General features: G+C 63.2%; 13 protein-coding genes and 1 tRNA gene. 6 read left to right on the top strand and 8 right to left on the bottom strand.

What is annotated here, in order from left to right:
- The first annotated feature begins 27 nt into the window (after positions 1 to 27).
- On the top strand, positions 28 to 555 hold the full coding sequence (locus tag ACODNH_RS15965) for a multiprotein bridging factor aMBF1 (protein ID WP_306705867.1): 528 nt from the start codon (positions 28 to 30) through the stop codon (positions 553 to 555).
- Position 556: 1 nt separating this feature from the next.
- Here ACODNH_RS15965 and ACODNH_RS15960 read toward each other — a convergent pair whose 3' ends face one another.
- Complete coding sequence (locus ACODNH_RS15960; RefSeq protein ID WP_306705865.1) at positions 557 to 1,162, bottom strand: response regulator transcription factor; 606 nt, start codon at positions 1,160 to 1,162, stop codon at positions 557 to 559.
- A gap of 98 nt (positions 1,163 to 1,260) precedes the next feature.
- On the opposite strand from ACODNH_RS15960, the gene tpiA reads away from it, so the two are divergent.
- Positions 1,261 to 1,908, top strand: coding sequence for a triose-phosphate isomerase (tpiA, locus tag ACODNH_RS15955; RefSeq protein WP_434530555.1), 648 nt, complete (start codon positions 1,261 to 1,263; stop codon positions 1,906 to 1,908).
- A 27-nt stretch (positions 1,909 to 1,935) separates the two neighbouring features.
- Here the strand turns inward: tpiA and ACODNH_RS15950 are convergent, their stop codons facing one another.
- On the bottom strand, positions 1,936 to 3,843 hold the full coding sequence (locus ACODNH_RS15950) for a helicase HerA domain-containing protein (RefSeq protein ID WP_306705862.1): 1,908 nt from the start codon (positions 3,841 to 3,843) through the stop codon (positions 1,936 to 1,938).
- 170 nt (positions 3,844 to 4,013) lie between these two features.
- On the bottom strand, positions 4,014 to 4,685 hold the full coding sequence (gene bluB / locus ACODNH_RS15945; RefSeq protein WP_306705860.1) for a 5,6-dimethylbenzimidazole synthase: 672 nt from the start codon (positions 4,683 to 4,685) through the stop codon (positions 4,014 to 4,016).
- A gap of 169 nt (positions 4,686 to 4,854) precedes the next feature.
- Between bluB and ACODNH_RS15940 the strand changes: the two genes are divergently transcribed.
- Positions 4,855 to 5,202 (top strand): hypothetical protein, encoded by a 348-nt coding sequence (locus ACODNH_RS15940; RefSeq protein WP_306705859.1) that lies wholly within the window; start codon positions 4,855 to 4,857, stop codon positions 5,200 to 5,202.
- A gap of 6 nt (positions 5,203 to 5,208) precedes the next feature.
- On the opposite strand, the gene dinB is transcribed toward ACODNH_RS15940, so the two are convergent.
- Together dinB and ACODNH_RS15930 are read right to left on the bottom strand one after the other, a co-directional pair.
- The gene (gene dinB, locus ACODNH_RS15935; RefSeq protein ID WP_306705857.1) at positions 5,209 to 6,570 is read right to left on the bottom strand and encodes a DNA polymerase IV; all 1,362 of its coding nucleotides are present in this window, start codon (positions 6,568 to 6,570) and stop codon (positions 5,209 to 5,211) included.
- Between the two features lie 131 nt (positions 6,571 to 6,701).
- Positions 6,702 to 6,857 (bottom strand): hypothetical protein, encoded by a 156-nt coding sequence (locus ACODNH_RS15930; protein WP_306705855.1) that lies wholly within the window; start codon positions 6,855 to 6,857, stop codon positions 6,702 to 6,704.
- Positions 6,858 to 6,952: 95 nt separating this feature from the next.
- Between ACODNH_RS15930 and ACODNH_RS15925 the strand changes: the two genes are divergently transcribed.
- On the top strand, positions 6,953 to 7,267 hold the full coding sequence (locus ACODNH_RS15925; RefSeq protein WP_306705853.1) for a hypothetical protein: 315 nt from the start codon (positions 6,953 to 6,955) through the stop codon (positions 7,265 to 7,267).
- Positions 7,268 to 7,471: 204 nt separating this feature from the next.
- On the opposite strand, the gene ACODNH_RS15920 is transcribed toward ACODNH_RS15925, so the two are convergent.
- From ACODNH_RS15920 to ACODNH_RS15910, 3 genes are all read right to left on the bottom strand, one after another.
- Positions 7,472 to 7,542: transfer RNA gene (locus ACODNH_RS15920), tRNA-Gly, on the bottom strand.
- A gap of 201 nt (positions 7,543 to 7,743) precedes the next feature.
- Entirely contained in the window at positions 7,744 to 8,433 is a 690-nt protein-coding gene (locus tag ACODNH_RS15915) for a class I SAM-dependent methyltransferase (RefSeq protein ID WP_434530554.1), read from the bottom strand.
- A gap of 12 nt (positions 8,434 to 8,445) precedes the next feature.
- Positions 8,446 to 9,486, bottom strand: coding sequence for a tyrosine--tRNA ligase (locus ACODNH_RS15910; protein WP_434530553.1), 1,041 nt, complete (start codon positions 9,484 to 9,486; stop codon positions 8,446 to 8,448).
- Between the two features lie 104 nt (positions 9,487 to 9,590).
- Here ACODNH_RS15910 and ACODNH_RS15905 point away from each other — a divergent pair, with 104 nt between their 5' ends.
- Together ACODNH_RS15905 and ACODNH_RS15900 are read left to right on the top strand one after the other, a co-directional pair.
- Positions 9,591 to 11,816, top strand: a complete 2,226-nt coding sequence (locus ACODNH_RS15905; RefSeq protein ID WP_434530552.1) for an AAA domain-containing protein — start codon at positions 9,591 to 9,593, stop codon at positions 11,814 to 11,816.
- A gap of 58 nt (positions 11,817 to 11,874) precedes the next feature.
- The gene (locus ACODNH_RS15900) at positions 11,875 to 12,309 is read left to right on the top strand and encodes a hypothetical protein (RefSeq protein ID WP_434530551.1); all 435 of its coding nucleotides are present in this window, start codon (positions 11,875 to 11,877) and stop codon (positions 12,307 to 12,309) included.
- The last annotated feature ends 46 nt before the right edge of the window (positions 12,310 to 12,355 follow it).

The following is a 12,355-nucleotide window of genomic DNA, read 5'->3' as shown; positions in this document are numbered from 1 at the left end:
ATACCGCGCCCCGTCTAAGCCGTCGGTATGGTTCAGTGCGAGATGTGCGGAACGGAGGTTTCGTCTCCGAACCGCGTCAAAATCGAGGGAGCCGAACTCGACGTCTGTGACGAGTGTACCGACTTCGGCACGGAGGTCAAAACGGAGGAGACGTCGTCTACGTCGACGAAGTACTCGACGTCGTCCTCCTCATCATCGTCGTCGAGTTCGTCCTCCTCGTCGAGTTCCACGGGTGGCGGGTCCGGTGGCCGCCGTCGGGATATGTTCGACGAGATGGACGAGGTCGCACAGGATTACGACGACCGGATCCGTAAAGGTCGAGAGTCCCAGGGCCTCAGTCAGGAGGAACTCGCAAAGCAACTCAACGAGAAGGCGAGCCTGATCCGGAAGCTCGAACAGGGCAACTCGCTGCCCAGCGATGACGTCCAGAAGAAACTCGAAAGCGCGCTAGAGATCTCCCTGAGCGCCGGCGGCAGCGCCGACGAGACGGAGTGGTCCGGCGGGAGCAGCGACGGCGAGTACACGCTCGGCGATGTTGTGAAGCGAAAGGATTAGCTTACAACCGGAGGTCTCCTTCCTCAACGTCGAGTTCGTCCGCGAGTGACTCGACGTTCGACGAAATCCGTTCGATCTCGTCCTGGAGTTGTTGATACTGTTCGCTGTCTTGGAGTTCCCGGTCGGTTTTCTCGACACGGAGGACGTTGCGCTTGAGCTTTTTCGACGTGAGCGTCCGGAGTCGGTCGTTGTACTCCCGAATACTGTACAGCCGATCGACGACCTCCCGCAGGTCGTCGCGGGTGACAGGCTTAACAAGGTAGTCGTCGACGCGCATCTCGATGATGTCGAAGTCGGGGTCAATAGCAGTCACCATCGCGACACGGCATCGAAGGCCTGTCTCTTCGATCTGCGCAAGCACTTCGTTACCGGAGACGACCGGCATCCGGCGGTCAAGCAGTACGACGTCGATGTCGGGCGACAGCAGTTCTAACCCCTCTTCGCCGCTGTAGGCCGTCTGCACGTGATACTGGTCAGCTAGGTAATCGGTGTACAGGTCGGCCAGGTGTTGTTCGTCCTCGACTATCAGAACGGTCGGTGTGTCGTCATCCCCTGCTGTCACGGCTTGTCTCGTTTCTTGTCTCGGCTGAACCGTAATAACTGTCATCCCCGAGCGGTGGTTTGGGGAGAAACGAAGGTACAGTGATAGGGACGCCAAACGGGGGCTTCGCAACCTATTTCCCCACAGCAACCGGTGCGTTTCGTATGTTCGTCCTTGTCAATTTGAAGGCGTACCCGTGTGACCCAGTCGAGGTAGCAACCGCCGCTGCTGACGTCAGCGACGATTCCGGCGTTCGTGTCGCCGTCGCGCCACAGGCCGCACAGATCGGCGCTGTTGCGGAGACCGGCGTCGAGACGTGGGCCCAGCACATTAGCGCCGTCGAGCACGGCAGTCACACCGGCAGTACCCTCGCCGAGGCCGCTGCGGACGCCGGTGCCGTCGGGACGCTGCTGAACCACTCCGAGAACCGGCTCAAGCTCGCGGACATCGACGGGGCGCTCGACGCCGCCGACCGAGCCGACCTCGAAACCATCGTCTGTGCGAACAACCCCGCACAGATCGGCGCGGCCGCCGCGCTCGACCCTGACGGCGTGGCCGTCGAGCCGCCGGAACTCATCGGGACTGGCACGCCCGTCAGCAAGGCTGACCCGGACATCGTGACCGGCGCGGTCGACGCCGCTGCCCGTGTCAACGGCGATGTGGACGTGCTCTGTGGGGCCGGCATCTCGACCGGCGCGGACCTCGTCTCGGCGAGCGACCTCGGCGCGAGCGGTGTCCTGCTGGCAAGCGGCGTTGCGAAGGCTGATGACCCGCGCGCAGCACTCGAAGACCTCGTCGAACCGCTCCTGTAAAATCGACGGCGTCGCAGTACTACCTTTTCAGTCGCTGTCCCCGTCGAGAAACGCCGACTCAAGCTGGGACACAACTGACTCGACCTCGTCTTCGTCGAGTCGGCGGTCGCTCTCTTCCCGAACCAGCGCCGCCAGTCGCGTGTCGTACTGTCCACGGCCGACGTGTTCGACCAGCCCGCGGAGCCGGAGCTCCCTATTTCGTGCATAGGCCGCCGTCCGGTCGCCGGAGCCGCCGGCCGAGAAATGTGCGTTCAGCGGCGTCCCGGGACCCTGCTCACGGTAGTACGCGAGCATTCTGCAGGTCTTTCGATCCAACTCCTCGATGTCGGCTCGCAGGTCGCCGTAGACAGCGGGGCCGTCAGCATCGGACGACGTCTCGTCTTCGGTGGCTTCAGTTGCCTCGTCCGACTGCTCAGCTTCAACGGCCTCGGCGATGGCCGCTCTCAGATCCTCGTCATCAGTCTCAGCAGTGTCTGTCTCAGCCTGACCGTTGACTGGCACGGCCGCCGCACCGTTGTTTGTGGCGCCCCCGTTCGCCGCTACGTCGGCGTTCGCGTCGTGGCCGTTCGACGCTGGTTTGGCGTCAGCGTTGCTGGCATCTGGCTCCGATTCAGCGTCAGCGCTGCTCCCATTCGCGTCTGTACCGCCATTGGCGCTGCCGCCGTTCATTGCAGCCCCGTCCTCGGCAAAGGCGCTGAACGCGTCGCCGAACCCACCGCCAGACGTGGCGTCAGCGGTCTCGTCCGGCTCCGCGGGCTGCTCGTCGCGGGAACCGTCGGCGTCCGTCTCACTGTCGGCGTCTGCGTCGCCGTCCGACGCCGGCTGGTCGGCGAACCGTTCGCGCTGGCGGCGCATCTTCTCCTGTTCCGTCCGGCCGGGGTTGTAGTCCTCGGCCTGATCCAGCATCGCTTCGGTGAACTGCTCGGCCATCCGCGAGAGGTCCCGGGCGTCCTGCAGTTCCGCCTCCAGTTCGGCGATGCGGGAATTCTTTTTATCCAGTTCCTCACGGAGTTCCTTGATCCGGTTCTCCGTCTCCTGCTGGTCCTCGCTGATTGTCTCCAGTTCGGAAACGAGGTCGTCGCTGACGGACTTGAGTTCCGGGCGCTCGAAGTCGTCGAGGCCCGGCGTCGCGCCGGCATCGAACGTCTGCTTGCGGTGGAACTGGACACGGCTGACCTGCTCGGCCCAGTCGTTCATCATGAACGCCTCGCCGTCGTCTAGGTCCTCGACGGCGTCAGCGTACTTGTTGTCGAGGATGCGCCCGACGACTTTCGTGTCGTTGTTCCAGGTCAGGCGATGCCAGACCAGCCAGTCACACTGGGTGATGTAGTCTTTCTTCACGTCGGCCGGGCGCTGACTGATGCCGACGATGCCCAGCCCGTGTTTCCGGCCGCGTTTCCCGATTTTGATGAGCATCTTCCCGACCTCGCCCATCGACCCCTTCTCCGGCATCCACTCGTGGCATTCCTCGACGAGCATCAGGAAGGGCTGTTTCTGTTTTTTCGCCTTCGCGAACAGTTGCTTGGCGACCTCGGTCAGTAGTGTCTCTGCTTCCTCCTCATCAAGGAACGACGAGATGTCGAGAATGATGGGGACGTTCTGTTCCAGCGCCAGCGAAGCGATCTTGCCGGCGTGGTCGTCCGTGACCTGAATGTCACACTCCTCGTCACCGCCGACGTGGAGTATCTCATACTCCTCTTTGAGACCGTAGTACTCACCGTCAATATCGACGATAAGTAGGCCAAATCCGTTGTCCAGCAGTTTCTCGGCGATGACACTCGCCGTATTCGACTTCCCGGACCCGCTCTTGCCGGTGATGAATCCCCGGCCAGTCAGCAGTTCCACCACCGGGAGATTGACAGTCTCTCCCGGTTCCCCGGTCCCACCCGGCCCCGCGCTCGTCGTCGCGACAGTTATCTGTTCGGTCTCTGCCATGCGTTTCTGTCAAGACGGAGACGCGCAGGCCCCATAACTCTCCGTCAGACGACCGTCAACTGCAGTACAGGTCTGGGCCGGGGGCGAAACCGTTCGGAATGACGCGGCGATTTCGCCCGGTCGGCTTCGAGATTCCGTGTCCTCTCGGTGAGATTCTCTCACCGAATCCGTTATGACCGTGTTTCGGGTGTCCGACTGGGGCCCCACTCGTCGTGGTGGACCAGTTCCGATCTATCGATACGACTACGCCAGCCTTCCTGTTGCAGTACCGGTTCGGAAGGGAAGCCGTCCTCTGGGTAGCCGACACAGAGATATGCCACGGGTTGAATGTGGTGTGGAATGTTCAACACATCACGGAGTTCGTGGGGATACAGGAACGAGACCCAGCCGACACCGATACCCTCGGCACGGGCAGCGAGCCAGAGGTTTTGCACGGCAAGGCACGTCGAATAAACGTCCATTCGCTGCATCGTGTTCCGGCCGAGAACGTGTGGCGCATCGCGGGTGGGGTCACAGGTAACACAGATATTCACCGGCGCATCGGTTATCCCCTCAAGTTTCAACTGGCCGAACTCTGATTTGCGCGGCTCTTTGTATCCTTCTCGTGCGGCCGCTATCGCCCGCTCGGCAATCGCTGCGACCGCTGATTTCGTCTGTTCGTCTTCTATCACGACGAAATCCCACGGTTGCGAGAACCCAACGCTGGGCGCGTTGTGAGCGGCGTCTAGAATCCGTCCGAGCACTTCCTCGGGAACTGGGTCGCCGACAAATCGTCTGATGTCTCGTCGCGAATAGATGGTCTTGTAAACTGCTTCGCGGTCTTGGGGACCGATCTCAGCCATATGTTCCATGACAGACGACAGTTGTATACCGGTTATGCTGGCCAGCGGATGTTCCGGATACAGCGATGTCCGAATGCAAGGCAGATCATGATCAGTGCCGGTCAGTTCAGGTCGGGGTAACGGCTATTGCAATGGGACTCCTTGGCATAGTTATTCAGCTGGGCTGTCCATGGACAGATACGAGACGTTCGTCGAGGACGGAACCGTGTACGTCGGGAGTGACGACGGTCCCCTGAAGGTGGCGCCGCTTGACGATATCGTCACGGCCGCAGGTGGCCCGGCGTGGACGATTTCCTACACCGAGGCGGAGAAAGAGCGCTACGCCGGGATGGACACCAGCGACGAAGGGTTGGTGGTCGACGTAGTCGACATGTTGCACGCAATGACCCACAGTCGGCGGTTCGTCGACACGCTGGCCGCACATCCGACAGATGTCCCGGCTGATGACACTATTTCGCCGCGAGCCGGCCTGTTCGTCGGGAAACTACTGGAGAATCTGGAACACGGTGTCGCCTGAGAACGCCTAGAAATCTGCGAGCGTGGTCTGACCGGGCGGGAGCGAGATGTGCGTCTCACCGGCGTCTGTTCCCTCGTCCACCGTGTCCTCGACAGCCTCGCTACCCGCCTCATTCTCGGCGAACGTTCCGAGTCCGACTTGCCCCCCGTCGTCCAGCTCGTCGGCTACCGCCGGGACGTTGCTGGTGCGGGGATTATCGGACGGTTCCTCGGAACCATCGCCACCGCCGAACCCGTCCAGGTTGGCCTGTTCGCCGGCAGAGAAGTCCAGATTCGAAACGCGAACACCGACCTTCCGAACGGGATCGCCAGCGAACTCGCCGAGCAGGTCCAGCGCGATGCGTCTGACCAGTTCGGGTTCCTCGACTGGACCGGGAAGCGACCGGGCGCGCGTGTTCACATCGAACGGCGGCGTCACGACCTTGATGCCGATAGTCTGGTAACGCGCGCCTTTTCGCTCGGCGCGGTCAGCGACAGCATCGGCGAGGGTGCGAACCTGTCGACACTTGGCCTCCATGTCGGCCGTCGCATCAGTGAACGCGGACTCCCGCGAGAGACTCTTGGGGTCGCCTTTCGGCGTTACCGACCGCTCGTCCTCGCCGCGGGCGTAGCGGCGTATCTCGCGGCCGCGCTCACCGAAGCGTTCGGCCAGCAGTTCCGGGTCGGCGGCCGCGAGGTCCCCTGCAGTTTCGATATCGAGTGTAGCGAGTTCTCTGGCGGTGACCGGCCCGACGCCGTGCACGTCCTCGACAGGGAGGTCATCAAAGAACTCTCGGACGGCTCCCGGTTCGACGATGACCAGCCCGTCCGGCTTGTCGCGGTCGCTGGCCACCTTCGCAGCGCTCATCGTCGGGGCAACGCCGACACTTGCGACCACGCCCACCGCTGACTCGATTGTATCTTTCAGGTCCTGCGCCCACGATTCGACAGTCTCCCATGAGACCCGCTCGGTCACATCCAGATACGCTTCGTCGATGCTCACCTCGCGGACGACATCCGCTTCCGTGTGGAGGATTTCCCGGACATCCGCGGCGACGGACTCGTAGAAGTCCATGTCGACCGGGCGGTAGAAGCCGGCGTCTTCGACATCGAGGTCCGGAGCCGCAACAGCGTCGACCTTCCGTGGCAGGCGTTCCAGGGCCTCTGAGATGGCCATCGCTGATTCAACACCGTACTCTCGGGCCTCGTAGCTCGCTGTCGCAACGGCCCCATGGGTCGCGCCGTTCTCGTAACCCATCCCCACGACGAGTGGCTCATCTCTGAGTGCTGGCTCCCGCCGCTGTTCACAGGCAGCGTAGAAACAGTCCATGTCGACGTGCGCGACTATCTGCTCGGATCCGCTGGTCCCAGGGAGCCGCGCAACGTCCATACCCGACGCTATGTGTACTGGCAGAAAACCCCACCGGCCCTCGCCAAGCGCATCAGGTCAAGGGTGGTCGGGTGTGTCGACATAACCCCGGAAAACGGGAGCAGGGAAAGTGGTGGGGTGGGGGTGGGGTGTCAGATGCTCCGTACGCCGTTGGTTGCATAGCGATACGTGGCCGGTGGAGTGGCCATTGCTCCACCGGCGAGTTGTCGTCCGCCGATGCCAATCCCGGATGGTACGACGGTCGTTCCCGCCGGGAGCGTGGATAGCTCCATGTTAACAAAAGTCATGGTAGCACTTCAATGTTGGCTGAAGTTATATTTATCTCACACTTTGAGGGCCCCGCTCGAAACGTTTTCAGTCCTCTCCCCACGACTGCGACGTAATGACTGAACTGACGGACTCGCTGCCGGACAGACCGCTCTCAACGAGCGAAATCTCAGCCCTTGAAGCCCAGTACGACGACTACGGGTTTGCGCCGGTCGGGTTCTTTCCTGACCTCGATGTAGTGGCCGCGTTCGTCGTCATCATCAACGGCGACCGGGGCTACAGCCTCGGTTATGACCGTGACGGTGACGGCTGGGTAGTCGTCGAGTCCTTCGAGGACGGTGAGGACTTCGCGGGCGTCACTGACCGGCTACAAGAGTGGATTGGTGATGACTGGGAAGAGTTCGAGCAGGCTGCCGTCGAGCCAGAGTGAGGGTGTCGACGGCTACGGAGCCGGACAGAGGACGAACGCGGCGAGCTTCAAACGCCTGCTAACGCCTCGGCTGGTCGTTTTTGTTGCCGCAGAATGCGATGGCTGGGGTTTGTACTCGACTGCAAATCCTCGCTGTCGCTCGGATTTCAGTAGGTCAAATCCGTCACTCCACAGTTCCGACTCACCAATAGTTCGTTGAAAAAGTGCGGCGACCGGGATTTGAACCCGGGCCATGAGCTTGGAAGGCTCAGGTCCTACCACTAGACCACCGCCGCTCATTGCTCCGCGTCTTCGCGGCGTGCCTCGCGATTCCGTTGGAATCGCTCGCCACCGCCGCACGCTCACTTCGTTCGCGCGCGGCGTCGTTCGCAAATCCGTTGGATTTGCTCACCACCGCCGCTAACTCGTGCGGACACAGACTCGGTGGACTGTGTTTCGCCCGAGTGCGAACGTATAGGTCCATAGATGGAAGGCAATTAAGTGCGTTTCCCTTCTGGCTCGACAACCCCGTAACAGTTGCCGCTTGAGAGTTCCATCGAGACGAGTCGAAGGTCGCTGTCAGCGACATCACGCTCGAACTCGGCTGGCGCGTAGATGTGATAGAACCGCGGGACCGTCTCGCCACCGGGGAGCGTCCAGTCGACGGTCGTGTCAAAGCCCTCGTCCGCGTCGGGGTCGGCGTCGAAGCGGTCGTGAGCCGTGCTCCACACACTGACGAGCGCCCGAGCACCCGGCGCGAGGACGCGGGCCAGTTCGTCCAGACTGGCGCGGCGGGCGGCCTGCGACGGCAGGTGATGCAGCGTCGCGACGTACACCGCGCGATCGACAGACCCGGCTGTAAGCGGGAGGCGGGTCGCGTCGCCCTGCAGTAGCGCGACGCTGTCGCCGACGCGGTCGGTCGCCGCCCGCAGGAGCGCGCGGCTGGCGTCGAGGCCGACGACGTGGTCAGCGACCCCTGCGAGCAGTTCCGCGTGGCGGCCGTTGCCACAGCCGATATCGAGCGCCATCCCAACACTATCGGATTCGTCGACGAACGATTCGACTTCCGGCCAAGCATACTCACGGGTCTTCGAGAAGTGGTCACCGATGTCCTCGTACGTCCGGCGGACGGCGGCCCGCGAACGGGCCGGTTCGTCACTGTCGGCGCTCGAATCGGAGGCTGGCATCGGTCGACTGCGTCACTCCGTGCCGTACTTTTCGGGGTAGGCCTCGGCGAGTAGCTCGTCCTCGTCGGCCAGCCGCTCCCGAACCGGATCGATAACGTCCGAGATCGCGCTTGCGGCGGACGGCTTCAGGTCGGCGGGGTGGAGTTCGCCGCTGACGAAGTCCGCTTCGACCTCGTCGTAACTCTCGTAGGTCAGGTCGCCGCCGTACTCCTCCGGGCGCTCGACGACGAACGAGTCGCCGCGAACGTCCAGAATCGGGAAGACCAGGTGATTGAGGTACTCCAGCACGCCGTTCTCCTCGACCTCACCGGCCGGGCAGTACGCCTGATTGATCTTCTCGTCAACCTCGCCAGGGCTGTCGGTAAGGTTGACCTTCGACGCCTCGTCGGAAGCGCTCATCTTGCCGCCGGAAAGGCCCGACAGCAGCGGTGCAAACAGACAGATCGGCGACTCGCCGCCGTGGTCCGGGAGAATCTCGCGGGAGAGCATGTAGATGCCGCGCTGGTCGACGCCACCGTAGGCGATGTCGGCGTCCAGTGCCTTCACGTCAAGCGTCTGCATCAACGGGTAGATGAGTCCGCCGAGGTTCGGGCTCTCAGATTCACGGACGACCTCGCTGGCCGCGCGCTGCGTGCGAGAGATGGTCGTCTCGGCGGCCATCCGGTACATCTCCAGCGTGTACTCCTCGTCGAGCTGGAAGTCGGTCCCGCGGACGAAGGTCACATCTTCGGGGTCCGCACCGGCCGCTTCAATCATGCCCTCGATGGCCGTCTCGTAGTAGGCCGAGCGGGCATCCAGCAGGTCGAAGGGTGATTTGTTATCATCGAGGTGGGCGTGCAGGTCCGCGATGAGGACCGTCACGTCGACGCCGGCCCGCAGGAAGTCCGCGAGCTTTCGCATCGTCGTGAAGTGGCCGATGTGCATCTCGCCGGTCGGCGCGTAGCCGATGTACGCCGACGGGTCGCTCTCCTCGAACAGCGTCCGCAGTTCGTCCTCGGTGACGACCTCTGTGGTGTGTCGTGTCACCAGATCGAGTCGCTCGGCGGTATCCATACCGATGTGTGGCCGGTCCGGCGATTAAAACGTTCCTGTCCGGTGTGACGGGCTGGCGAGGTGGGCCGTACTGTTTTATGACAGCAGGGCACATTCGGGGGTAGATGTCCCTCCTGTTCGACCACGTCATCGGGTCCTTCGACCTCGACGGCGCGTCGCTGTGTGTCCCCGACGACGACGCTCTCGACGATCGCGGCCATGTCGTCCCCGCGCGGCCCGTTGCCGAGTTTGCAAGCCATCACGACGAACTCGCCCACTCCGAGGAAGACTGGGTCTGTATCCCGTTGCACGAACCGGACTCAGCGCGGGTCACCGACGAGTTCGTCGCCTTCACCGACCACTCCCTGCACGGACAGATCTTCGTCTTCGAGCGCGACGGCGAGCGGGACTTCATCCACGCGGACGCCTTCGGAGCCACGGGTCTGGCCGACCGGATTCGCTTCTGGCACTCCGACTACGTCCCGGAAACGTACCCACCCTCCTACGACTCTCCCATAGACGACAGCGAACCGCCCCGAAATCCGATCCCGTTGGCGGAACTGCTCGACGGTTTGCGTTCCCACGTTGAGCGCGAACGCGAAGCGACTCGCCAGCAGAACCGCGAACAGGCCGACCGGCGCTCACCTGCCGAGGTGTACGAGGCCGGTGGCGACGCAGTCCCCGAGCTCCACGCACGGGGCCGAGACGACGGAACGTACCGGTTCCGCGTCGACCCGCCCGCAGACATCGCCGCCAGACAGGACGGTGACTGGGCATTCGTCGTGGAATCGGAGTTTGGCATCCACGAGGGAAACGAGGTGCTGGTCCACGACGTGGACGGGACCCGAGGGGACGGTCCGTTCCCGATCCCAGCGACAGTCGAGCGCATCCGCGGCCGGTCGGTCTGGCTCGCGGTGAACTGGGCCGAGGTCGACGGTGCGACGACGCTCGAAAGTGCCCTCACCGACGGTGACGCCACCTACGGGCTCACAGCATTGCTCAATCCCGTTCCGTTCGACCGCGAACGGGAGGCGGTCGAGGACCTATCTGACCACCGCTTCCGGGACGTGCTCACCGGCAACCGGCCGATAACGTTCTCAAACGGGGCAGCCGCCCGAAGCGACCAGTTCGATGAGGAACTGAATCAGGAGCAGCAACTGGCCGTCGAGCACGCATTGCTGGCCGACGACCTGTTCTGTATTCACGGCCCGCCAGGGACCGGGAAGACGCGGACGCTTGTCGAAATCGTCCGCCGGGCCGCACAGGCCGGTGAGGACGTGCTGGTGTGTGCGGACTCGAATCAGGCCGTCGACAACCTCGTCGCGGGGTCGTCGACGAGCGACGCGGCGGACCCGCAGTCGCTGCACGCCTACGGCCAACACGGCGACGACGACTACACGCTCGACCGCGTGAACGCGAGCCAGTCGGCAAACGACGTTGTGCGTCGCGCCTACGGCGACGTTCCCGGGCGGGCCGACGTTGTCGCGGTGACGAACAACAGTGCCGCCACGCTCGCCCGTGAGTTCGACCTGGTGGTGCTGGACGAAGCGACACAGTCCACCTGCGCAGCGTCGTGTATCCCGCTGGTCCGGGCCGACCGCGCCGTGCTGGCCGGGGACCACCGACAGCTCCCGCCCTACAGCGCCAGCGACGAACCGCCAGAATCGAGCTACGGCCACTCGCTGTTTGAGCATCTCTACGCCGACGGCGGCGTCTACGACGGTGTTGGCCTCCAGCTACAGACCCAGTACCGGATGCACCGGGACATCGCGTACTTCCCGAACCGGCGGTTCTACGACCGGACGCTACGTAACGGGCGGGCCGTCGACCCGCTCCCCGACCGCCCGGCGGTCGAAGGGTACAACGTTGGCGGCCGGGTCGAAACCGTCGGGCACTCCAGAGCTAATCCCACCGAAGCCCGCCTTGTCGCGCATCTCGTTCAAGACCTGCTGGCAGACGTACCCGCCGAGGAGATCGGCGTCATCACACCGTACAGCGCGCAGGTGTCACGTATCCGCGAGACGCTCGCCGGGCAGACCGACGCTGCGGACGGGGTAACTGTCGACACCATCGACTCGTTTCAGGGCGGCGAACGGACGGCCATCGTCCTCTCGCTCGTCCGGAGCAACGCAGACGGGAACATTGGCTTCCTCGGGAGACCGGTTGACGGCCCACGGCGGTTGAACGTCGCGCTCACGCGAGCGAAGCGGTACTGCGCCGTTGTCGCTGACTGGCACACACTCCGCTACGATGCGGACGGGAAGTGCACAGATCTCTACAGCGACTTCTACCAGTTCGTCTCGAACACCGACCGCCTGAACGACGTGGACCCCGAGTTCATTCCGGTGTAGCTGGCCAGCTATCGTCCGACTGCGATGGGTCCAAATACGTCCGACCCAACTGTCTCACATGTACACGGGGAAAACGGAGAAGGCCTGCTGTCTGTGCGGGAATCCCGACACCGAGACCCGTCTCGATCTGCCGCCGCGAGCGGTCCCGTTGCTCAAACACGCAGACCCCATCGCTTGGCAGGACATCGTCGGCGAGGTGTCCATCTATTTCTGTGGCTCCGACTGGGAGACGGTTCGGGACCTCGTGTTAGAAACTGGGATGAGCCCGCTGTCCCGGTGTAACGCTGCTCGCGCCTCCTTCGATCTCCGAGAGGACTTCGAGGCGCTGCTGAACGACATCCGGGACGAGCCGGACCACACGGAAATCGAGGCGGAGATGCGCGCCAAGGCTGAGGAAGCGCTGACGAATCACGACGACCCCTACGTCGAAGAGCGGGACCTCGTCGAGGCCCGCGTCATCGAATGGGTGTTCGAAGACACTGCAGACGAGTAACCCGACGAGGGCAGCGGTATGGCTCCGTATCCAAACTGTTTTGACC

This window comes from Haloarcula sp. NS06, from assembly GCF_051122755.1.
In the GTDB taxonomy this organism is placed as follows: Archaea; Halobacteriota; Halobacteria; order Halobacteriales; family Haloarculaceae; genus Haloarcula.
This window is presented reverse-complemented; position numbering and strand designations above follow the sequence as displayed.

Excerpts from the sequence above, each read along its gene's own strand:
- ACODNH_RS15965 (WP_306705867.1), top strand. The coding sequence starts at position 28 with ATGGTTCAGTGCGAGATGTGCGGAACGGAGGTTTCGTCTCCGAACCGC.
- ACODNH_RS15960 (WP_306705865.1), bottom strand. The coding sequence starts at position 1,162 with ATGACAGTTATTACGGTTCAGCCGAGACAAGAAACGAGACAAGCCGTG.
- tpiA (WP_434530555.1), top strand. The coding sequence starts at position 1,261 with ATGTTCGTCCTTGTCAATTTGAAGGCGTACCCGTGTGACCCAGTCGAG.
- ACODNH_RS15950 (WP_306705862.1), bottom strand. The coding sequence starts at position 3,843 with ATGGCAGAGACCGAACAGATAACTGTCGCGACGACGAGCGCGGGGCCG.
- bluB (WP_306705860.1), bottom strand. The coding sequence starts at position 4,685 with ATGGCTGAGATCGGTCCCCAAGACCGCGAAGCAGTTTACAAGACCATC.
- ACODNH_RS15940 (WP_306705859.1), top strand. The coding sequence starts at position 4,855 with ATGGACAGATACGAGACGTTCGTCGAGGACGGAACCGTGTACGTCGGG.
- dinB (WP_306705857.1), bottom strand. The coding sequence starts at position 6,570 with ATGGACGTTGCGCGGCTCCCTGGGACCAGCGGATCCGAGCAGATAGTC.
- ACODNH_RS15930 (WP_306705855.1), bottom strand. The coding sequence starts at position 6,857 with ATGACTTTTGTTAACATGGAGCTATCCACGCTCCCGGCGGGAACGACC.
- ACODNH_RS15925 (WP_306705853.1), top strand. The coding sequence starts at position 6,953 with ATGACTGAACTGACGGACTCGCTGCCGGACAGACCGCTCTCAACGAGC.
- ACODNH_RS15915 (WP_434530554.1), bottom strand. The coding sequence starts at position 8,433 with ATGCCAGCCTCCGATTCGAGCGCCGACAGTGACGAACCGGCCCGTTCG.
- ACODNH_RS15910 (WP_434530553.1), bottom strand. The coding sequence starts at position 9,486 with ATGGATACCGCCGAGCGACTCGATCTGGTGACACGACACACCACAGAG.
- ACODNH_RS15905 (WP_434530552.1), top strand. The coding sequence starts at position 9,591 with ATGTCCCTCCTGTTCGACCACGTCATCGGGTCCTTCGACCTCGACGGC.
- ACODNH_RS15900 (WP_434530551.1), top strand. The coding sequence starts at position 11,875 with ATGTACACGGGGAAAACGGAGAAGGCCTGCTGTCTGTGCGGGAATCCC.